Origin of the sequence: Peribacillus huizhouensis (assembly GCF_014138605.1) — a bacterium.
GTDB lineage: Bacteria > Bacillota > Bacilli > Bacillales > DSM-1321 > Peribacillus > Peribacillus huizhouensis.
Genome location: NZ_JACJHX010000002.1, coordinates 60411 through 83011, shown reverse-complemented (window position 1 = coordinate 83011; position 22601 = coordinate 60411). Strand labels below are relative to the sequence as shown.

Here is a 22601-nt window from a genome sequence, read left to right as displayed (position 1 = left end):
CATACATTGAGATGAAAGGGGGTTCTTTTTTATGGCACAAAAATGGGGGCAGCGATTTAGAAGACTTCTTGTTAAAACAATGGATCTGCCGCAAGATGTCATGATGGACCTGCCAAGAATTACGATGATTGGTCAATTACATATTTATATTGAAAATCATAGAGGCTTACTAAACTTTACAGATACAGAAGTCCGGCTTCTTTTAAAAAATGGGCAGCTACTCGTTAAAGGACGTTCATTTGTGATCAAAACGATTTTGCCCGAAGAAATTATGCTAGAAGGTAAAATTGATCAGGTTTCGTATATTAACGAGTAAGCTTGGGAGGAGAACCATGAAGAATCAATGGACAAACTTGTACACAGGATTTGTAGAGGTTAAAGCGAGTGGGAAAGGAACGGAGCGGTTAATAAATGAACTGATTAGACAAGGGGTTTCGGTATGGGATATCAGGAGAACTGCTCCTGGTATTCTTATCTTTTGTATGGATGTAAAGGAGATTTCGAATCTGCGGAAAGCCGTTCGAAAAAATGAATGTAAAGTTACTTTTATAAAAGGAAGCGGAGGTCCCTTTTTTCTTAAAAGACTGATCAAAAATAGCGGCTTCGTCATCGGATTTTTGGCTTTTCTGATTACGATTTTCGTATTATCTAATATGGTTTGGGGAATAGAAGTGCACGAAGCAAGTCCAGATACAGAGCATGCGATTCGTAAAGAATTAGATAAGATGGGGATAAAAAAAGGAAAGCTGCAGTTCTTACTGCTTGACGTGGATGAGATTCAGCGCCGGTTAGGAGATAAAATAGACGTGTTAACGTGGGTAGGTGTAGATTTAAAAGGTACAACCTATCACTTCCGGGTCGTTGAGAAAGAGACACCGGAAGAAGTGAAAACATATTCGCCACAGCATTTGGTTGCGAAGAAAAAAGCCGTTATTAAGAAAATGCTCGTTGAAAAAGGGAAGCCTATTGTTAGTATTAATGATTATGTTACAAAAGGGCAGTTACTCGTATCAGGTCTAATTGGCAAAGAGGATCAGCCACAATTGGTACCCGCAATTGGAGAAGTTTTCGGGGAAACTTGGTATAAGGCAACAGTCGAAGTTCCTCTAAAAACGAATTTTTCTGTTTTTAATGGCGATGAATCAACAAAACACTATATTTCTATCGGCGATCTTTCTATCCCTATTTGGGGATTTAAGAACCCGGATTATCCAGCATACGAAACCGAAACAACATCAAGGCCTTTCCTTTTTTTACAATGGAAATTACCAATATCCTATAAAACGGAAACGTTAAGAAGTAAAGAAGATTTGATTCGGGAATATACAAAGAGTGAAGCTATGAAAGAAGCGAAAAAAATGGCAAAAGTAAGCTTAGAAAAAGAACTCCCAGAAGATGGAGAAATCATTGGCGAAAAAGTTTTGCACCTAGGCATAGACAATGGTAAAGTAAAACTATCAATACATTATCAAGTTATCGAAAACATTGCGATTGGGAAACCAATTATTCAAGGAGACTAACGAATGTCAGAAGATATAAAAGCGATTAACGTAAGGCTTGAATCTCCCCATGAAGCGCAAGCGCTGTTTGGTAATGGGGATGTACATATTAAGATACTTGAAGAAGAACTGCAAGTTTCCGTGATTACACGTGGTGAAGGTATTACGATTGCAGGCGAACTTGACCGTGCTGTGCTTTGTGAAGACGTTTTACGATCTCTACTTGTTATTATTCGAAAAGGCATTCATATAAGTGGACGAGATGTAATCTATGCACTCGAGCTTGCCAAAAAAGGAACACTTGAATACTTCGCCGATTTATATGAAGAAGAAATTGGCAAAAATGCGAAAGGAAAATCCATCCGTGTTAAAACGCTTGGACAGCGTCATTACATCCATTCGATTAAGAAACATGATCTTGTTTTCGGGATTGGTCCTGCGGGTACCGGTAAAACATACTTAGCTGTTGTGATGGCCATCAATGCATTGAAAAACGGGAAGGTAAAGCGAATTGTTTTAACTCGTCCTGCAGTTGAAGCTGGCGAAAGCTTAGGTTTTCTTCCCGGCGACTTGAAGGAAAAGGTTGACCCATACTTAAGGCCATTGTATGACGCTCTCCATGATATGCTTGGCGTGGAACAGACGCAAAGAATGATGGAACGCGGTACAATCGAGATTGCCCCACTTGCCTATATGAGGGGGAGAACTCTAGATGATGCATTTGTCATTCTTGATGAGGCTCAAAACACGACTCAGGCACAAATGAAAATGTTCTTAACTAGACTTGGCTTTGGGTCAAAAATGGTCATAACGGGGGACAGGTCACAGATTGATCTCCCAAAAGGAGTGAAGTCCGGCTTAATCTCAGTAGAAGGGATATTGAAGGATGTGAAGGGTCTTTCTTTCATCTATCTTGAACAGAGTGACGTAGTCCGTCATCCACTAGTTGCGAAAATTATCTCCGCCTATGATACGGTTGAAGAGTAAAGTAGAAACTTTAATCAGTGGGGGTTACTGCCCGTTAGCGGGATAAATAAGGATTACATGAGGGTTAGAACTTGTACAATCTATACGATTTACTATGTATAGGTGATACGAGGTCTGACTCTTCTTTGTGTCTCAGATCATCTAAAGACCTAGCTTAAGATCGCTCAAGACTCTCGTACATTTATTCGCGTTAAATTTTTAAAAGGAGTTTAACTCTTTGTCAATAACCGATACTGGTAAAAGGAAAAAAGATCAATTTTCTGACGTAATCAATGAGAAGTGGATGAAATGAAGAATGAAAACTGTTATGATTTTACATAATAGCAACTGCCAATTCTTAGGTGTATATAATTAGGATGAAAAACAAAATAGGAGGGGCGATTTTTGAAACGAGTTCAAGACTATGTGCGTAAATTAAGAGAACTATTAGGCAATAGATTTGTCCGGGTTTTGTTGTTTGTACTAATCGGTGTGTATTGCTGCTTTATTATGTTTTCAAATGTAAAACCTGAAAAGATTAATATCCAATTGTTTCAGCCATCTGAACAAACGATCCGAGCCACAAAAACCGTTGAAGATACATATAAAACTGAACAAGAAAAAGATGAAGCAACAAAGCAAGTATCAGATGTATATACGTTAAAAAAGGAATATGCCCAAAATAAAGTAGATTTAATTTCATCTATTTTCGATTCTGCATTAGAAGTAAAAAAAGAAGCAGAAGAACCGATCGGAAAAAGTGAAACTGGAAAACCGAATCCGGTTACCGTAGAGGACCAATTAGCCTTACTTAAGGAAAAACTAACAGAAGATGTGAGTCGTGAAATTGGTGACAGCGTGCTGAGTTCGCTTGTCAATGCCGACGAAGATGAGTTGAATATTACGAAGGACTTGACAATTACCGCGGTTAACAATGTCATGAGTGCAAAAATTGCCGCAAATGATGTTGAAAACGCGAAGAAAAGGGCTGAAGAAGAGCTAAGATATGCTAGTATTAGTTCAGAGCTAAAGTCTGCATCCGTTTCTTTAGCACGAAATGCAATTATCCAGAACTATTTCTTTGATAGAGATAAAACGGAGGATCAACGACGGAAGGCAGTCGAAACCGTTGAACCTGTAAAAATTCTGCAAGGACAAATCATTGTTGAAGAAGGACAACTTGTAGATCGGGAAGTATATCGACAACTTGAACTAGCAGGTTTTCTTAATAATGAAAATACGATTTATCCGTTTGCTGGATTATTTCTTCTTGTGTTCATTTCTCTAGCGGGATTTTATTATTATTTTTATCATTCCAATAATCTTGAGATAAGCAAAACCAATCAAATGTTGATTTTTGCCCTTGTGTTTATTTTGAGTATCGGAACGATGAAAATATTCAGTTTGCTTGGTGATCTAAAGTACGGGGAAATCGGCTATTTCTTTCCGGCTGCCCTGGCAGCTATGCTATTGAAAATCTTGCTAAATGAGCGATTTGCCGCAGCGATTATGATTATGCTTGGCGCGTTTGGCTCGATTATATTTAATGCAGATACTCCTGGTAATCTGAATTATACAGTTGGGTTATACATATTATTTAGTGGCATTGCCGCAATCGTTATCATGTCTCGAAAAAACTTCCAAATGAAAATTTTACAGGCTGGGCTCGTTTCGTCGGTCATTAATATTATGCTCGTGTTTGCGATTACGTCTATTACAAATGGCAACTATACGAAGATGGAGTTTATGATTTATTCGCTAGCTGCCATCGTATCTGCTTTAGGATCAGCTGTATTAACAATTGGTTTACTGCCATTTTTTGAAGCTGGTTTTGGCATATTATCGTCTATTAAATTACTTGAACTTGCTAATCCAAATCATCCTCTAATAAGGAAAATATTGACGGAAGCACCAGGTACATATCATCATAGTGTGATGGTTGCGAATTTGGCAGAGTCGGCTTGTGAAGCGATTGGGGCAAATGGGTTGCTTGCAAGAGTAGGATGTTATTATCATGATATTGGGAAAACGAAACGGCCGCATTTTTTCATCGAAAATCAAATGAATAGTGAGAATCCGCACGATAGGTTGCCGCCTGAGACGAGTAAGAATATCATCATTGCCCATGCTGTCGATGGAGCAGCGATGCTTAGGAAGCATAAGTTTCCCCAGGAAATTATTGATATAGCAGAACAACATCATGGCACGACATTGCTGAAATTTTTTTATCACAAGGCCCTAAAAGAAGACGAGTCAACACTTGAGGAAACCTATCGATATCCAGGTCCAAAATCACAATCTAAAGAGGTTGCCATCATCGGCATTGCCGATAGCGTAGAAGCTGCAGTCAGATCGATGAATCATCCGACTCAGGAGAAAATAGAAGCGCTCGTTCGTGCGATCATTACCGATCGTTTGAATGACAATCAATTTGATGAATGTAATATTACAATGCGCGAATTAAATGTAGTGAGAGAGGCTCTTTGTGAGTCTTTACACGGTATCTTTCACTCAAGAATAGAATATCCCGAAATGAATAAAACTGAACAGAAGGTGAATGTATGACAATTGACATCGATTTTTTGGATGAGACAAATGAAGTGAGCGAAGCGGCAGTTGAACTTGTTGGGAAAGTGATTCAATTTGCTGCAAGCAAAGAAGGAATTGAAGTAGGTAGCGAATTATCTGTTACATTTGTAAGTAACGAAAGGATTCGTGAAATCAATTCTGAATATCGTAATAAAGATTACGCTACAGATGTGATTTCCTTTGCGCTTGAAGAGATGGGGGAAGATGAGGTGGAAATCGTCGGTGACAATCTACCAAGAGTACTAGGCGATATCATCATCTCGATTGAAAAAACAAAAGAACAAGCTTTGGAGTATGGTCATTCTTTCGATAGGGAGCTTGGGTTTCTTGCGTTGCATGGTTTTTTGCATTTGTTAGGCTATGACCATATGAACGAAGAAGACGAAAAGGAAATGTTCTCGCGTCAAACGGACATTCTAGAAGCGTATGGGCTTAAAAGAGACTAAGCCAAAGTCACCATTGAATAAGAGTTTTGGTTACGCTTTTTCCGGTATTATTCAAGCGATTAAATCAGAACGTAATATGAAGATTCATGTAGTTACTGCTCTTATTGTCATCTGTTTTGGCTTTTACTTTTCTTTGTCTGGAATCGAATGGCTGTTCATCTTGCTCGCGATTTCCGGCACGATTACGTTAGAAATGGTGAATTCAAGCATCGAAAGGGCCATCGATTTGGCTACAGATCAAATTCATCCATTGGCAAAAGAAGCAAAAGATTTTGCAGCAGGGGCCGTTTTGATATATGCTATATTCTCTGTCATTATAGGAATCATCATCTTTTTGCCAAAAATAGTCGCTTAAAAATCGAGCTACTTTTATGTATCGAATAAATGACTCCATGTTTGAAAGGAAGACTATAAATGAAAACTTCTCAACTAATCACTGAAGCGAAATTAGCAAGGGAAAAAGCGTACACACCGTATTCCAAATTTAATGTAGGTGCGGCATTGCTGACTACGGATGGTAAAGTGTATCATGGTTGTAATATTGAAAATGCTGCTTACTCCATGACCAACTGTGCCGAACGTACAGCTATTTTTAAAGCCGTTTCAGAAGGAGATACGAAGTTCGCTGCGATTGCCGTTGTGGCAGACACTAAAAGACCTGTGCCACCATGTGGGGCATGCAGACAAGTGATTGCTGAATTATGTCCAAAAGATATGAAAGTGGTTTTAACGAACCTAAATGGGGATATACAAGAACTAACAGTAGAAGAATTGCTGCCAGGAGCATTTACACCGGAGGATTTGAATGGATAAATTATTTGAAGATACGCAAGAAAAAGGGTATAAATCAGGCTTTATTTCAATCATCGGCAGACCGAATGTAGGGAAGAGTACGTTCCTAAACCGAGTAATCGGACAAAAGATTGCCATTATGAGCGATAAGCCGCAAACGACTAGAAATAAAGTTCAAGGTGTTTTAACGCAAAATGATTCACAAATGATTTTCATCGATACACCTGGTATTCATAAACCGAAGCATAAGTTAGGCGACTTTATGATGAAGGTTGCAACGAACACGCTGAAGGAAGTGGACTTAATCCTTTTCATGATTAATGCTGTTGAAGGATATGGCCGCGGCGATGAATTTATTATTGAGAAATTAAAAAATGTTAAAACGCCGGTATTTCTAGTTGTAAATAAAATCGATCAACTGCATCCGGATGAGCTGTTGCCACTGATTGAAAAATATCAAGCGCTATACCCATTCACAGGCGTTGTGCCGATTTCTGCCTTAGAAGGAAATAACGTCGAAACATTACTTGGACAGATTAAGAAACATTTGCCAGAAGGTCCGCAATTTTATCCAGCAGATCAAGTGACGGATCATCCTGAGCGCTTTATCATTTCTGAATTAATTCGTGAAAAAGTACTTCACTTAACACGAGAAGAAATTCCGCATTCTGTTGCCGTTGTAATTGATTCAATCAAAAAGATGGATAATAGTGAAACGATTAATGTTATGGCAACGATTGTTGTTGAACGAGACTCACAAAAAGGGATCGTCATTGGCAAGCAAGGGAAAATGCTGAAAGAAGTAGGCAGTCGTGCGCGTGTTGATATTGAAAATCTGTTAGGTTCCAAAGTGTTCTTAGAACTATGGGTGAAAGTTCAAAAAGATTGGCGCAATAAAATGTCCCAACTACGTGATTATGGATTTAACGAAGATGAATATTAATTAACAATATTTACGTCTTATGAAAATGGATTAAAGGGTCAAGATATAAATAGGTCAGAAAAAAAGAATCATGCTACTCACGAAAGGTGGGCTTTACGATGTTAGAATTTACCTGGGGAATGTTTAGTCAAACCGGTAATATTGATACCTATCTTCTTTTTAAAGAATTAGAGGTGGAAAAACGCAGTCGAGCCGAGGATGACGAAGAGATAGCTGAAATTGATTTTCCTGTTACCTGATGTTTGTCTTGCATTCAAAATATACATGTTCAATAGCTAAAGGCGCCATGGCTCGTGGGAGTCAGGCGTTCTTTGCGCTTTTTTGGTAATGTAAAAAGCATTACGGATAAATTGCGGTACGACAACGCTCTCTGTCAGGGCTTCGAGATTTATTAATATAGCCAACCTACCTAGAGGGTATACTTATTTTATCAAGAAAGCATCCAGAAAGGCTCCGCACCGTCACTGAAGTGATTAGGTATAGATTGATTCTTCATGGTAAATGGTGGCGTATAACGCCATACAGGTTTGTATGAAAGGTGGTGAGCATTGCTTGATACAAAAATGTGAAGGCATTGTTATACGGCGGACAGATTATGGCGAGAATAATAAAATTATTACCCTATACACGCGGGAATTCGGTAAGATAGGCGTAATGGCAAGAGGAGCCAAAAAGCCTAATAACAGACTCGCTGCCGCCACCCAGCTTTTTTATTACGGGTATTTTGTGTTTACTCCTTCGAGTGGTCTTGGGAGCCTTCAGCAAGGTGAGACAATCGATTCGATGCGGCAAATAAGAGAGGATATCTTCGCAACAGCTTATGCATCTTATATGGTAGAATTATTGGATCGAAGCGTGGATGATCGTAAGGCTAATCCGTTTCTATTTGAACTGCTCTATCAATCGCTACACTACATAAATGAAGGCTATGATGCTGAAATTCTCAAATTCATTTTCGAAATGAAGATGTTGCAAGTGAATGGACTTAGTCCTACACTCAATCAATGTGCCAGTTGCGGCAATAGTGAAGGTGAATTCTCTTTTTCGATACGAGAAGGGGGATTTCTTTGTCACCGCTGTGTCGGAAAAGATCCGTTTCATATGAAAATTTCGGCTGCAACTGTTAAATTGCTGCGCTTATTTTATTTTTTCGATTTATCACGACTTGGGAATATATCTGTTAAGCAAGAGACGAAGAAAGAATTGCAGACGATCATAGATGCATATTATGATGAATATTCTGGCTTGCATTTAAAGTCGAAGAAGTTTTTAAAACAGATGGATTCGATGAAAGAACTATTTTAGAAATATTGACAACCGAGCAACTCTTCGTTAAAATTCAAAACATAATCGAATTTAATGCGTTGAAGAAAAGGAGTACTTGATTTTCTCCATATAAGTGTGAGTTCAAATAGGAGGATAAAGAGAGCTGAGAAATTCACAAGCTTTTTTATCAGACTTTTGAACAACCTAAAAAAAGCGAACCTGGGACGGTGTGAGCCAGGCTATGGACTTTCAAGGAAGGCGTTTCTGAGCATATTAGCTGCATTTGCAGATAAAAGAGGTCGTGTATGTACACGGCAATTAGGGTGGAACCGCGGGTAAACTCTCGTCCCTATGCTATAGGCATAGAGACGGGAGTTTTTTGTATTTATGTATGAAGGACATGTGGACTTAGGCTTCGCGACTTCTGAAACAGCCAGTCTACTAATGTAGATACACTTCCTTTATTAAGAAAGTAGTCCAAAATCCAGCTCCGCACCGCCACCTTTTTGATTAGGCGAGTTAGCGTGCTACAAGATGGATCCTTCAAAGTAAACGGTTTTTAGATTTAACACCATAAGAGTTTTGTTAAAAAATAATATGTAAATGGAGGAGCAGTATGAATATCCAAAATATGATTTTAACGCTGCAAAAGCATTGGTCAGAGCAAGGCTGTATTTTAATGCAAGCATACGATGTCGAGAAAGGGGCGGGGACGATGAGCCCATACACATTCCTGCGGGCAATCGGGCCTGAGCCGTGGAATGTGGCTTACGTGGAGCCATCAAGACGTCCTGCAGATGGACGCTATGGTGAGAATCCTAACCGTCTTTATCAGCATCACCAATTTCAAGTGATCATGAAACCATCACCAGATAATATTCAAGAGTTGTATTTAGATTCCCTAAAAGCACTTGGAATTGATCCACTTCAGCATGATATTCGATTTGTAGAAGATAACTGGGAAAATCCATCACTCGGCTGTGCCGGATTAGGCTGGGAAGTTTGGTTGGATGGCATGGAAATCACTCAATTTACTTATTTCCAGCAAGTCGGTGGATTAGAATGCAAACCGGTTTCTGTCGAAATCACATATGGAATTGAACGATTGGCATCTTATATTCAAGAAAAAGAAAATGTCTTTGATCTTGAATGGACAAACGGCTTTACCGTTCGTGATATATACGGTCAGCCGGAATATGAACATTCCAAATATACATTTGAAACGTCTAATCTTGAAATGCTTTTCCAATTATTTACGATGTATGAAAAAGAAGCACACGCGCAAATGGAAGCAGGACTTGTACACCCGGCTTATGATTATGTATTGAAATGTTCTCATGTGTTTAATTTGCTCGATGCCAAAGGAGCTATTTCTGTTACAGAAAGAACGGGTTATATTGCACGCTGTCGAAATTTAGCTCGTAAAGTCGCGAAAACCTTCTATGATGAACGTGAAAAATTAGGTTTCCCAATTTTAAAGCAGAAAGGAGAGAACTAAGCCATGAGTAAGCAAGATTTATTAGTGGAAATTGGATTAGAAGAAATGCCTGCAAGATTTGTTACAACGTCGATGGAACAATTGTCTGATAAAGTGCAAAAATGGTTAACAAAAAAAGCGATTCCTTTTGGAGAGGTCTCTATATTCTCAACACCTCGTCGTTTAGCCTTTTACATCCAAGATGTGGCAACGGCTCAAGCCGATATTGAGGAAGAAGCAAAAGGTCCTGCTAAGAAAATTGCCCAAGATGCAGAAGGAAATTGGTCAAAGGCAGCAATTGGATTTACAAAAGGTCAAGGAATGTCGGTCGATGATATTTATTTTAAAGAGATTAATGGTGTGGAGTATGTTCATGTTAATAAGTTTATTAAAGGACAACCGACTCTTCAATTATTAACAGAATTGAAGGAGATCATCACCAGTCTTTCATTTCCTAAAAATATGCGTTGGGCAGATCAAGAACTTCGCTTTGTTCGTCCGATTAAATGGCTGGTAGCACTGTTCGGTGGTGAAGTAATCCCATTTGATATTGCGGGAGTAGAAACAGGCCGCGTGACAAAAGGACATCGTTTTCTTGGAGAAACTGTAGAAGTCATCACACCTGATCAATATGAAAAAGTACTAGAACAACAATTTGTCATTGCTGAACCGAAAAAACGGAAGCAGTTGATTCTCGATCAAATTCAAAAGCTTGAAGAAGAGAACGGTTGGCAAATCCCTGTTGACGCAGACCTACTTGAAGAGGTTAATAACTTAGTGGAGTATCCTACTGCTTTATTCGGGAATTTTGAAGAAGAATTCTTGGAGCTTCCACAAGAAGTGTTGATTACTTCGATGAAAGAACATCAACGCTATTTCCCTGTTAAAAGTAAAGACGGCAAATTGCTGCCCCATTTCGTGACCGTTCGTAATGGAAACGCAGACCATCTTGACAATGTTTCAAAGGGGAATGAAAAAGTCTTGCGTGCACGTTTATCTGATGCAGATTTCTTCTATCGCGAAGATAAGAAAAAAGAGATTGCAACTGCTTTAGAAAAATTGAAATCAATAGTATACCATGAAGAAATTGGCACATTGGCTGAAAAAACTGCTCGTGTTCAGAAGCTCACAGGAATACTTGTCGATCAGGTAGAACTTTTCGATCAGAAAGAACTTGCATTACGTGCAGCGGAAATTGCCAAATTTGATTTAGTGAGTAACATGGTTTACGAATTTCCTGAATTACAAGGCTATATGGGCGAGAAATATGCATTATTAAAAGGAGAACCAAAAGAAGTAGCGGCTGCAATTAATGAGCATTATATGCCTAGACATGCAGAGGACAGCGTTCCTCCATCGTCAATTGGAGCAGTATTAAGTGTCGCTGAAAAGATTGATACAATCGTTTCGTTCTTTGCGATTGGCGTCATTCCAACGGGCTCCCAAGATCCATATGCTTTACGCAGGCAAGCTAGCGGTGTTGTTCAAATTTTATTAGAGAAAAAGTGGTCGGTGTCACTAGAGAAAATACTCACATACGCTTTAGATGAAATGGAAGCAAACGGACTTGTTAAACGAGACAGCGCTGAAATTTTAGCGGATCTGTTGCAATTCTTTAAAGCACGTGTGAAGCATTTATTAACTGAAAAAGGCATTCGTTATGATTTGATTGATGCACTTTTGACAAACGAGATTGGCAACGTATCAGCTCTAATAAACCGTGCTTTTGTGCTAGAAAAAGAAAAAGACAGTTCGGAATTTAAAAAGAATATCGAAGCGATAAGCCGGGTAATGAATATCGCAAGTAAATGTGAACAGAAACAAACGATCGATCCATCGCTATTTGAAAACAATGAAGAAGCAGCATTATTTGAAAAATACCAAACGGTTGCTACTAAATACGGTGAAACAGTTGATGAGGAAACTCGCTTTCAATTACTCGTGTCTCTTCAGCCGGAAATTGATCAATACTTTGAACATACAATGGTCATGGCAGAGCAAGATTCTATTCGCGAAAATCGCTTGTCGCTCATGAAGGGAATTAGTGAGCTAGCAGAAAGTTTTGCGAGCATGAATAAAATTTTATCCTTATAAAAACGAAAAAATGAGGATGTCTTATAAGGGTCTTACCTCGCACGCTAAATCAGTATGTAGTTGTTGCGGGGTCTGACCCTTTGTTTTTGGAACAGGTTTAATTTGGATATAAGGGCATTTTGGATCTTTATATCCCGCAGTACCCTTACTGATTGAAGTATCACTTTACTGGAAAAGAAACGGAACTGATCTAGCTTGGTAAACTTGACTTGATGTTTAACCCTTATTACATAGTGTTTTCTGTGCTCTTTTCATCTAAATAGGTTATAATAAAGACTAATAGTATAGCCTAATACGTTTCTCTGCTAAACAGTAGGGTGGTGATTAAAATCGAATTAAATAAACGTCAAGAATTGATTGTTGAAATTGTAAAAGAAAATGGGCCGATTACTGGGGAACATATTGCAGAAAGGCTCAATTTGACGCGAGCTACATTAAGGCCAGATTTAGCCATATTAACAATGGCTGGATTTCTCGATGCAAGGCCAAGGGTCGGTTATTTTTATACAGGTAAATCTAGCACACAGCTCCTAACGGATAGTTTAAATAATATTTATGTGAAAGAATATCAATCGATTCCAGTCGTTATTGATGAAAGCATATCGGTCTATGATGCGATTGTAACCATGTTTCTTGAAGATGTTGGTACGGTATTCGTTGTCGATAAGCATGCTTTACTTGTCGGCGTTCTTTCGCGTAAAGATTTGTTAAGGGCGAGCATCGGAAAGCAAGAATTATCAACGATACCTGTCAATATTATTATGACAAGAATGCCGAACATAACGATGTGTACAAAGGAAGATTTAATGATCGATGTTGCTAAGAAATTGATTGAAAAGCAGATTGATGCGCTCCCAGTCGTAAAAGAAGTGGAAAGTGGAGTAGAAGTGGTAGGGAGAATCTCGAAAACGAATATAGCTAAGGCATTCGTTTCGTTAGCTGAAGAAAGCTATTAGAGACTTTAGGGGGAATAATTAGAAATGAAAGGTTCGATAATTTTTGTAGTTTCCGATTCAATTGGTGAAACGGCAGAGCTTGTCACCAAAGCAGCAGCCAGTCAGTTTTCCGCTAATCATTTCTCAATAAAGCGAATTCCGTATATTGAAGATGAACAAGGTGTGGATGAAGTGATTGCCCTTGCTAAATTAAATCAAGCAATTATTGCGTATACACTCATAAAACCAGATATTCGGGCATATATGAAAGAACAGGCTGAAATGGAAAGCGTATTAGCATATGATATCATTGGACCACTTATGGACATGCTTCAGCAAAGAGCAGAAACATCGCCCCTCAATGAGCCGGGGATTGTACGCAGACTTGATGACAACTACTTCAAAAAAGTAGAAGCGATTGAATTTGCGGTAAAATATGATGATGGACGTGATCCACGTGGCATTCTTCGAGCTGATATTGTCCTTGTTGGTGTCTCAAGAACATCGAAAACACCATTATCACAATATTTAGCGCTTAAGCGATTTAAAGTTGCAAATGTGCCAATTGTTCCGGAAGTTGATCCACCGGAAGAATTGTATCTCGTTCCACCAGAACGATGTTTCGGTCTAAAAATCAGTCCTGAAAAGCTGAACACCATTCGTAAAGAACGTTTAAAATCGTTAGGGTTAGGTGATCATGCAATTTATGCCAATATAGAACGGATTAAAGAAGAGCTTAAGAATTTTGATAGCATCGTTTCTAAATTGAAATGTCCAATCATTGATGTGACAGATAAAGCGGTGGAAGAAACAGCTAACACGATCATTAATATAATAAATAATCGCAAATAAGTGAAATATATGTTTGCCGCTATGTCAAATGGCGGCTCCTTTTTATGGTTTGCGAATTTTTTTGCAAAAAAAGTAATGAATACAAAGTGGATTTTAACACCGATTATTCCTACATCGGATTTTAACCATTCGAAAAAGATTTCAATTGTGTGATTCCAAGCATTTTAAGGTGAAATGGTAGCATCTTTTTAACAATTGTACTATAATAAAAAATTGTGAGAAAAACGAATTTTTAGGTTTAGAGTTAATTAATACGGAATAAACTATAAATATTAGAATGTCAAGGATTTCATCATGATAAAATTCGACAGATGTGCTTTTTCAGCAAAGAATCGAAGGAGAAAAAAAGGATTATGCAGAAAGATGTAGAATTAATACTATGGTGAAAGAAAAACCAATCATTTATGTAGATGCTGACGCATGTCCCGTAAAAACTGAAACATTGCATTGTGCTAAAACTTTCAATGTATCAGTTGTTTTTGTCGCTTCATATAAAAATATGATGAATGATCCTGAAGGCGAATGGATCTATGTAGATGCAGACAAAGAAGCAGCAGATCTTCAAATTGCAAATTCCGTAAAAAAAGGTGATATTGTGATTACTGCTGATATTGGATTAGCCGGAACTCTGCTCGCTAAACGAGTTTATGTATTATCTCCTCGTGGGAAGGAATATACAGAAGATAAAATTATGTCACTTCTTGATATGCGTTATCAATCTGCCAAGCTTCGCAGGCAAGGTAAGCATACAAAAGGACCTAAATCGTTTACAAAGGAAGACAGAAAAGCATACGTTGAAAAACTTATGGGGATTTTGTCGAACCTTGCAGGAATTAACGGATCCATGTCGAATTAAGAACAATCACCGAATTGTAAGGTGAAAATATGGCGAATGCCCGAATAGAAGATGAAAAATTAAATCAAATCCGAGAAGCTGTGGATATCGTCGATTTAATTGGCGAATACGTCCAGCTAAAAAAACAAGGGCGAAATTATTTCGGCCTTTGTCCGTTTCATGGTGAAAGCACCCCTTCCTTTTCAGTATCACAAGATAAGCAAATCTTTCATTGCTTTGGCTGTGGGGCAGGCGGCAATGTATTTACCTTTTTAATGGATATCGAAGGCTATAGCTTTATCGAAGCCGCCAAAAAGGTTGCTGAAAAAGGAAATATCCCGTTAGATGTCGAAATAAACCAAGAATCATCCCGTCCTCAAATGCCTGTTGAATCTAAACAGATTATTGAAGCACATGATCTTTTGAAAAAATTCTATCATCATCTCCTTGTTAATACAAAAGAAGGGCAAGACGCATTAGAATATTTACTTCAACGGGGATTTACGGAAGAAACCATTGATAAATTCCAAATAGGCTATTCTTTGGATTCGTGGGACTTTGTTTATAAATTCCTTACGAAAAGGGGATATGAGCCGGAGCTTTTAGAAAAAGCAGGTTTAACCATTTTAAGAGAAAGAGATGGCACCTACTTTGATCGTTTTCGGAATCGAATCATGTTTCCAATCATGGATCATCAAAGTAATACGGTTGCATTTTCAGGGAGAGCCCTCGGGTCTGATGAGCCGAAATATTTAAATAGTCCCGAAACACCGGTATTTAATAAAAGCCAGGTTTTGTATAATTTTCATGCTGCAAGGCCACATATTCGGAAGAAAGAACAAGTTGTCATATTTGAAGGTTTTGCTGATTGTATCTCTGCTGTCCGTGCAGGTGTTGAACAATCGGTAGCAACAATGGGAACTTCCTTGACTGAACAGCATATTCAAATGCTTAAGCGGAATACGGACCATGTTTTGATATGCTATGATTCAGACGCAGCTGGAATGAACGCGGCAAACAGGTCACTAAATATGCTTCTTCAAAGTGGATTTCAAGTGAAGGTAGCGGTCATGCCAGATCAACTCGACCCCGATGACTACATAAAGAAATATGGCGAAAAAAGCTTTAATTCTGAAGTAATAGGGGCCAGTTTGACACATATGGCTTTTAAAATGCTTTTCCTCCGTAAAGGAAAAAACTTAAATAATGAAGGAGATCGCATTCAATATATTGAAGATATATTACAGGAGATTTCACGGCTTGCAAATCCGGTTGAAAGAGATCATTATTTGCGTCAACTATCTTCTGAATTCTCCTTATCACTAGATGCGTTAGAGCAGCAGCAAAGGCAAGTTTTTTTCTCGGAGAAAAAGAAAGGGAATATCACTTCGCCTGCTCCTCCTAAAATGAATTCTTTACAATATGAGCGAAAGCTTAGACCCGCTCATTATAACGCTGAACGAATGATGATTGCCCATATGTTAAAAAGCAGGGAAGTCACAGCAAAAATTCAAGCGCTGCTCGGAACAACCGTTTTTCATGTGGATGAACATCAAGCGATCATTACGTATTTATATGCATTTTATGAAGATGGGCACGAGCCAGATGCGAGTTTTTTCTTAACATACTTGCCTGATCAAAACTTGAGAAGAATTGTTTCTGAAATAGAAATGATGCCAGTGAATGAGGAAGTTACCGATAAAGAACTGACAGATTATCTAAATCAAGTGTTGAAATATGAAAAGATGTTAATGATAAAAGAAAAAGAAGCAGAGCGAAAAGAAGCAGAACGCCGTAGTGACTATCTTAAAGCGGCAGAGATTGGTATGGAAATTATTCAATTACGAAAATTATTATAGTTGGTTACGGGTGTAAGTCTTGGAAGGAGGGGAACAAATGGCTGAAAAATCAGCACGTTCCAAAGAGGTTGACAATAATGACTTGAATCTTGATCAGGTGAAAGAACAACTGCTTGAGTTAGGTAAGAAGAAAGGGTCTTTATCCCTTGAGAAGATTGCAGCACGACTCGGAAGCTTTGAACTAGATTCAGATCATATGGATGAGTTCTACGAATTTTTAGGTGAGCATGGCGTCGAAATACTTACTGATGGTGAGGAAGAAGACGAGGACGATCCAAATGTTCAAGAATTGGAAAAAGAAGAAGAGTTTGATTTAAATGATCTAAGTGTACCTCCTGGAGTGAAAATAAACGACCCGGTCCGGATGTATTTGAAAGAAATCGGCCGAGTTGATTTGTTATCTGCGGAAGAAGAAGTTTCCCTTGCTGAGCGTATCGAGGAAGGCGATGAAGAAGCGAAACGTCGTTTAGCTGAAGCTAACCTCCGACTTGTTGTAAGTATTGCTAAACGCTATGTAGGCCGAGGAATGCTGTTCCTAGACCTTATTCAAGAAGGAAACATGGGTCTGATAAAAGCCGTTGAGAAATTTGATTACCGTAAAGGATTCAAATTTAGTACATATGCAACTTGGTGGATCCGTCAAGCGATTACTCGTGCCATTGCTGACCAAGCTCGTACGATTCGGATTCCTGTGCATATGGTCGAGACGATCAATAAGTTAATTCGAGTTCAAAGACAATTGCTTCAAGATCTTGGTCGCGAACCTTCACCTGAAGAAATTGCTGAAGATATGGATTTGACTCCTGAGAAAGTTCGTGAAATCTTAAAAATAGCGCAAGAACCAGTATCACTAGAAACGCCAATTGGTGAGGAAGACGACTCACATTTAGGCGACTTCATTGAAGATCAAGATGCAACATCTCCTTCTGAGCATGCTGCCTATGAGTTATTGAAAGAACAACTTGAGGATGTTCTTGATACACTCACAGACCGTGAAGAAAATGTATTACGACTTCGTTTTGGTCTTGATGATGGCCGTACACGCACACTTGAAGAAGTTGGTAAAGTATTTGGCGTTACGCGAGAACGTATTCGTCAAATTGAAGCTAAGGCGCTACGTAAACTACGACACCCAAGTCGAAGCAAACGTTTGAAAGATTTCTTAGAATAAGATATCCCTTCAAGTAGATTTTTTAAAACCTAGGGTCTGACCTAACACTATTTATACCGTTTAATGTATCATCTAAACGATATATAATAGATAGAGGGTCTGGCCCTATTTTTTGTCTTCTAGTATATAAAGTCGCTAAAGAATGAATTCATTTTGACGATATAGCAAATAAACGATTGTTTTAGGATGTGGATCCATGAACGAGATGCGAAAGAAAGTTATTATACAAGAAATTATTTACTGGAAAAAGAATAGACTGCTTCCAGATCAATACTGTGACTATTTATTAGCTCTTTACAGCGGTGGTGAAGAAGTGAAGTCTTGTACCAACCTAACGAAAACAACAAATTATCTGTATAGTATCATCGGACTCCTTTTACTTTTAACTCTATTTTTGAATTATTTTACTCAATTGGCCGTTGGTTTGCAAATGGGTCTGACCTATTTTTTACTTTTTGCTCTAATTAGCTGTACTATATTTTTTTATAAGAAGAAATTTTATTATCATTTTCCGCTCATTGGTTCTGCAATTGTTTTATTGTTAGTAACAATTCGAACAGCCGACTTCATAGCTTCTGAACAAGTAATCGTTCTATATATCCTATTAATTGTAAATTGTTTAATTTGGCTTGTTTTAGGTAAAAAGCTAAATTTGATTTATTTCCTAGTTTCGGGATTTTTGGGATTAACAACCATTATTTACTTCATAGCTAAATTATACAGTATTTTTTAAAAAGAAAATATATTCAACAAAGCTTTTTTTTCTAAAAGTTTACAAATATTTAACGAAAGGCAGGATAAATTTGACTAAAATAAGAAATTATATAAGTTATTCTTGATTAGGTCTTTTCCTTATTTCTTTTTTCTAGTAAACTAAAGATGCTTGTATATTTATTTAATATGGACAGAATAGTAATACATAGGGAGGTAATTGTATGAAACGCAATCCAGTTATTCCATTTATTCTTATTATGGTTCTTGGAATTGGCTTGATGTTCATGCTTTCTTTCAAGGGGCTTGGTGATGCAAAAAACATTGCTAAGGAAAAAGAAGGCGGCGGCGAAAAGACAGGGGAGCAAGTTGCTGCTTCACCAGAGGAACTGTATAAAACCAAAAGTTGCATCGGTTGCCACGGAGGAAACTATGAAGGTGGAGTGGGTCCAAAATTAGCTGGGGTAGGCGAACATTTATCAGTGGATGAAGTCAAAGACATCATTAAAAATGGTAAAGGCCCAATGCCAGGTGGATTAATTCCAGAGGGTAGTATTGATGCAATGGCAGAATTTATTCATGGTTTAAAATAATGTAAGCGCGTAGCAGCATTTCTTGATAGAATGCTGCTGTTTTTTTAGGGATTTACTCTGAAACTAAAAATGTAATTATGCGTCAAATTAAAAAGAGCAGATCCCAAATAATTTTGGAAACTGCTCTTTTGACGTGGCATGGACGGTTTCAATTTAGATAAGGTCATTGCTATAATAATTATCCAATCACAGTAGAGTAAAGCAAGAATAAATTTAGACAAATAATTAATATTGTCACAATCCAAGCAATTATCGTCGTCATTCTATAGTTTGTAAGATTCCCCATAATTTTTTTATTGCTCGTAAACATAATTAACGGTACTAAAGCAAATGCGATTCCAAACGAAAGAACCACTTGGCTCATTACTAGAGCTTTAGATGGGTTAACCCCCATCATAATAATGGCTAACGGCGGAATCATCGTAATAATTCGTCTTAAGTAAATTGGAATTCTCCTTTTGATAAAACCTTGCATAACGACATCACCTGTCATTGTACCAACAGAAGAACTTGAAAGTCCTGCCGATAATAATCCAATACCGAAAAATACCGCGATAGAAGGACCGAGTAATACGCTAAATTGGTTAAATGCCACATCTAAATCCTCGACATATAAACCATTTTTATGAAAAAGAGCAGCAGCTACGATTAACATACTAGCATTAATTGCACCAGCAATGAGCATTGCTATCATGACATCAACTAACTCAAAACGAAAAATTTTCTTCCGTTCTACATCGTTTTTCCCGACAATTCTATTTTGTGTTAAAGCAGAATGTAAATAAATAGCATGTGGCATAACGGTTGCCCCAAGCATTCCAGCAGAAATTAATATACTGTCTACATTTTCAAATTTAGGCGTAAAAAGTCCAGATAGAATAGCGGTACTATCAGGTTGTGCAAAGAACACTTGAATACCAAAAGCAATCACAACAACCAATATCATTCCTGTAATAACTGCCTCTAATGTACGTACGCCTCTTCTTTGAATTTCTAAAATAGCAAATGAACCTATAGCAGCAATAATTGCAGACATTATAAGTGGAAGATCAAATAGTAAATATAGGCCGAGAGCAGCGCCGATAAATTCAGCTAAGTCTGTAGCCATAATAACAATCTCTGCTTGTATCCATAATAAGATCGAGGTCTTTTTTGAAAATCGCTCACGGGATACCTCAGCAAGATTTTTTCCTGTCGCTATTCCTAATTTAGCTGACATCGTTTGGATTAGTGCAGCCATTAAATTAGAAGCAAAAATGACCCATAGCAATGTGTATCCATATTTCGAACCGGCTGCTATATTTGTAGCGTAATTACCAGGGTCAATATATGCGACAGCAGCAATGAAAGCCGGTCCTAAAAAAGGCAGCAATCGTTTCATTCCTTTAGTATCTCCTCTTAATAAATGAGAAGCGGATTTTGTCAGTCCCTTCGAATTAGCCATGATGTTTGCAACCTCCTTTTTTCGATTACCTGTTAAAGTTTCCTTTAGGAAACTTTGTTTGATAAAAACAATTATATTCGCTTTATGTAAAAAAAGTCAAAAATAATAATGAATAAAGGAATATGATAATTGATTTACTTACTTTGACTTAAAGAATGCTAAAAATTTATTCTCATTAAGTCCAGGATCGAGCCGGTTTTTCTAATCATCGCAGTTCTTATCGATTTTTGTTATAATTTATGTACGATGCCAATCTAGCTTGGACGTAAATTGAAAAGAGAGATGATAACATGAACCATGAAAAACTATCGATGAGATTAGAGCGAGTTGCTACATATATACAACAAGGAAGCGTGTTGGCTGATATTGGATCAGATCATGCGTATTTGCCTTGTTATGCAGTTCAGAAAGGGATCAGCGTAAAAGCGATTGCGGGAGAAGTAGTAGAAGGCCCCTTTCAGTCGGCGAAAAAACAAGTGAAACTGACGGAATTAGAAGACCCAATAGATGTACGGTTAGGAAATGGTCTTGATGTATTGCTGCCTAATGAGGCGACATGCATCACGATTGCCGGGATGGGTGGTCTATTAATTTCCTCCATTCTTGAAAATGGGAAAGATAAGCTTGGTGCTGTAAAGAGGCTTGTTCTACAGCCGAATGTCGGTTCGAATATTGTTCGTAAGTGGTTACTTGAAAATGATTGGGAATTAGTAAATGAAGAAATTCTTGAAGAAGATGGGAAAATTTACGAAATTCTAATTGCTGAACGAGGAATACCTACCAAGCCATATGCAAATGATGCTGAATCCGCTCTGCTTTTTGGACCATTTTTAATGGCGCAGCGTCATGAAGTATTTTTGAAAAAGTGGCAGCTTGAAAAGGAACATTGGCAAAGAATCATCCAAGAGATGGATGTAAAGAGTCAGAATGCTGCAACAAGTAGTAAGCGTCAGGAATTAATAAATCAAATTCAACAAGTGGAGGTGGTATTAGGGATATGAAAACAGCAAATGGTTACCAAATCATTGAATTATTTGAACAGTTTTCACCTAAGCGATATGCAGCTATGGAAAACGATCCAATTGGTCTCCAAATCGGCAGTTTGAAAAGACCTGTGACAAAAGTATTGGTTGCCCTTGATGTAGTTCCGGAAGTGGTTGATGAGGCTATCGACGCTGGAGCTGAGCTCATCATTGCACATCATCCATTCATTTTCCGTCCATTGAAAAAAATCGATATGACGGAAACAAGTGGTCAAGTGATTGAAAAGTTAATTAAGCATGATATTACGGTCTATGCTGCTCATACAAATTTAGATGTGGCAAAAGGTGGAGTAAATGATTTATTAGCTGATGCGTTAGAGTTGCAACAAACTGAAGTGCTCGTTCCTACACATGAAGTGAAGTTAAAGAAACTTGTTGTGTACGTTCCAGTTGAGGCTGCGGATTCAGTGAGGGAAGCTATTGGAAAAGCTGGAGCAGGAGCGATTGGCAACTATAGTGATTGTTCGTTTTCGATGGAAGGAACGGGTAGATTTTTACCGCAAGAGGGAAGTAATCCGACGATAGGTTCTAAAGGAATCATTGAAAGTGTTGCTGAAGCACGAATTGAAACGATTTATCCTGAGACAATTGAGCGAAAACTTCTCTCGGCTCTGATCAAAGCACATCCTTATGAAGAGCCTGCTTTTGATCTCTATGAGTTAGAAAACACAGGGGAAGTATTGGGTCTTGGAAGAGTTGGTACATTGAAAGAAGAAATGACACTTGAGCAATTCGCCAGCCATGTGAAGAAAACACTCGAGGTTGATATGGTCCGCATGGTCGGGGACCGTCAAGATTTGGTGAAAAAAGTAGCCGTTTTAGGTGGAGATGGGAATAAATATTTCACCTCTGCGATATTTAAAGGTGCTGATGTGTATGTAACGGGTGATATGTATTATCATATTGCGCACGATGCAAAAGCGATGGGATTAAACATTATTGATCCCGGTCATAACGTAGAAAAAGTTATGAAAAAAGGAGTAGCAAATGTCATGGCTGAGAGCTGTCGTGCCAAAGGGCTAGCTGTTGAATTCATCGCCTCGGACATCCATACGGATCCATTTACGTTTATTTAATGAATAAGAG

At 38.2% G+C, this 22601-nt stretch carries 22 protein-coding genes; 21 read left to right on the top strand and 1 reads right to left on the bottom strand.

Features of this window, described 5'->3' with window-relative positions; genetic code table 11:
* Window positions 1–31: 31 nt before the first annotated feature.
* From yqfC to cccA, 19 genes are all read left to right on the top strand, one after another.
* The gene (gene yqfC, locus HNP81_RS03665; protein ID WP_028391848.1) at window positions 32–316 is read left to right on the top strand and encodes a sporulation protein YqfC; all 285 of its coding nucleotides are present in this window, start codon (window positions 32–34) and stop codon (window positions 314–316) included.
* A 16-nt stretch (window positions 317–332) separates the two neighbouring features.
* Window positions 333–1520, top strand: coding sequence for a sporulation protein YqfD (gene yqfD, locus HNP81_RS03660; RefSeq protein WP_028391847.1), 1188 nt, complete (start codon window positions 333–335; stop codon window positions 1518–1520).
* 3 nt (window positions 1521–1523) lie between these two features.
* Window positions 1524–2486, top strand: a complete 963-nt coding sequence (locus tag HNP81_RS03655; protein ID WP_182501593.1) for a PhoH family protein — start codon at window positions 1524–1526, stop codon at window positions 2484–2486.
* 384 nt (window positions 2487–2870) lie between these two features.
* Window positions 2871–5030, top strand: a complete 2160-nt coding sequence (locus HNP81_RS03650) for an HD family phosphohydrolase (protein WP_028391845.1) — start codon at window positions 2871–2873, stop codon at window positions 5028–5030.
* Window positions 5027–5500: an rRNA maturation RNase YbeY gene (gene ybeY, locus HNP81_RS03645; RefSeq protein ID WP_028391844.1), complete on the top strand. Its 474-nt coding sequence runs from the start codon at window positions 5027–5029 to the stop codon at window positions 5498–5500. The genes HNP81_RS03650 and ybeY overlap by 4 nt, the downstream gene beginning before the upstream one ends.
* Window positions 5481–5855, top strand: coding sequence for a diacylglycerol kinase family protein (locus HNP81_RS03640; RefSeq protein ID WP_051404947.1), 375 nt, complete (start codon window positions 5481–5483; stop codon window positions 5853–5855). Before ybeY ends, HNP81_RS03640 begins: the two co-directional genes overlap by 20 nt.
* Window positions 5856–5914: 59 nt before the next feature.
* Window positions 5915–6313, top strand: coding sequence for a cytidine deaminase (locus tag HNP81_RS03635; RefSeq protein ID WP_028391842.1), 399 nt, complete (start codon window positions 5915–5917; stop codon window positions 6311–6313).
* Window positions 6306–7235: a GTPase Era gene (gene era, locus HNP81_RS03630; RefSeq protein ID WP_182501592.1), complete on the top strand. Its 930-nt coding sequence runs from the start codon at window positions 6306–6308 to the stop codon at window positions 7233–7235. Before HNP81_RS03635 ends, era begins: the two co-directional genes overlap by 8 nt.
* A gap of 98 nt (window positions 7236–7333) precedes the next feature.
* Window positions 7334–7474, top strand: a complete 141-nt coding sequence (locus HNP81_RS03625) for a YqzL family protein (protein ID WP_084552340.1) — start codon at window positions 7334–7336, stop codon at window positions 7472–7474.
* Window positions 7475–7787: 313 nt separating this feature from the next.
* A complete protein-coding gene (gene recO, locus HNP81_RS03620; RefSeq protein ID WP_028391840.1) occupies window positions 7788–8540 on the top strand; it encodes a DNA repair protein RecO in 753 nt (250 codons plus the stop codon).
* 577 nt (window positions 8541–9117) lie between these two features.
* Window positions 9118–9999: a glycine--tRNA ligase subunit alpha gene (gene glyQ, locus HNP81_RS03615; protein WP_028391839.1), complete on the top strand. Its 882-nt coding sequence runs from the start codon at window positions 9118–9120 to the stop codon at window positions 9997–9999.
* A gap of 3 nt (window positions 10000–10002) precedes the next feature.
* On the top strand, window positions 10003–12072 hold the full coding sequence (gene glyS / locus HNP81_RS03610) for a glycine--tRNA ligase subunit beta (protein ID WP_182501591.1): 2070 nt from the start codon (window positions 10003–10005) through the stop codon (window positions 12070–12072).
* A gap of 317 nt (window positions 12073–12389) precedes the next feature.
* Window positions 12390–13028: a transcriptional regulator CcpN gene (ccpN, locus tag HNP81_RS03605; protein ID WP_312859642.1), complete on the top strand. Its 639-nt coding sequence runs from the start codon at window positions 12390–12392 to the stop codon at window positions 13026–13028.
* 24 nt (window positions 13029–13052) lie between these two features.
* On the top strand, window positions 13053–13859 hold the full coding sequence (locus HNP81_RS03600; RefSeq protein WP_028391836.1) for a pyruvate, water dikinase regulatory protein: 807 nt from the start codon (window positions 13053–13055) through the stop codon (window positions 13857–13859).
* Window positions 13860–14238: 379 nt separating this feature from the next.
* On the top strand, window positions 14239–14715 hold the full coding sequence (locus HNP81_RS03595; protein WP_182501589.1) for a YaiI/YqxD family protein: 477 nt from the start codon (window positions 14239–14241) through the stop codon (window positions 14713–14715).
* 29 nt (window positions 14716–14744) lie between these two features.
* Window positions 14745–16553, top strand: a complete 1809-nt coding sequence (dnaG, locus tag HNP81_RS03590) for a DNA primase (RefSeq protein ID WP_182501588.1) — start codon at window positions 14745–14747, stop codon at window positions 16551–16553.
* A 37-nt stretch (window positions 16554–16590) separates the two neighbouring features.
* Window positions 16591–17724, top strand: coding sequence for an RNA polymerase sigma factor RpoD (rpoD, locus tag HNP81_RS03585; RefSeq protein WP_028391833.1), 1134 nt, complete (start codon window positions 16591–16593; stop codon window positions 17722–17724).
* Between the two features lie 196 nt (window positions 17725–17920).
* A complete protein-coding gene (locus HNP81_RS03580) occupies window positions 17921–18457 on the top strand; it encodes a hypothetical protein (RefSeq protein WP_182501587.1) in 537 nt (178 codons plus the stop codon).
* A 202-nt stretch (window positions 18458–18659) separates the two neighbouring features.
* Window positions 18660–19028, top strand: a complete 369-nt coding sequence (gene cccA, locus HNP81_RS03575; protein WP_028391831.1) for a cytochrome c550 — start codon at window positions 18660–18662, stop codon at window positions 19026–19028.
* Window positions 19029–19206: 178 nt separating this feature from the next.
* Here the strand turns inward: cccA and HNP81_RS03570 are convergent, their stop codons facing one another.
* Window positions 19207–20472, bottom strand: coding sequence for an Nramp family divalent metal transporter (locus tag HNP81_RS03570; RefSeq protein ID WP_182501586.1), 1266 nt, complete (start codon window positions 20470–20472; stop codon window positions 19207–19209).
* A gap of 290 nt (window positions 20473–20762) precedes the next feature.
* On the opposite strand from HNP81_RS03570, the gene HNP81_RS03565 reads away from it, so the two are divergent.
* The gene (locus HNP81_RS03565; protein ID WP_182501585.1) at window positions 20763–21473 is read left to right on the top strand and encodes a tRNA (adenine(22)-N(1))-methyltransferase; all 711 of its coding nucleotides are present in this window, start codon (window positions 20763–20765) and stop codon (window positions 21471–21473) included.
* Window positions 21470–22591, top strand: a complete 1122-nt coding sequence (locus tag HNP81_RS03560; RefSeq protein ID WP_028391828.1) for a Nif3-like dinuclear metal center hexameric protein — start codon at window positions 21470–21472, stop codon at window positions 22589–22591. Before HNP81_RS03565 ends, HNP81_RS03560 begins: the two co-directional genes overlap by 4 nt.
* Window positions 22592–22601 lie beyond the last annotated feature (10 nt).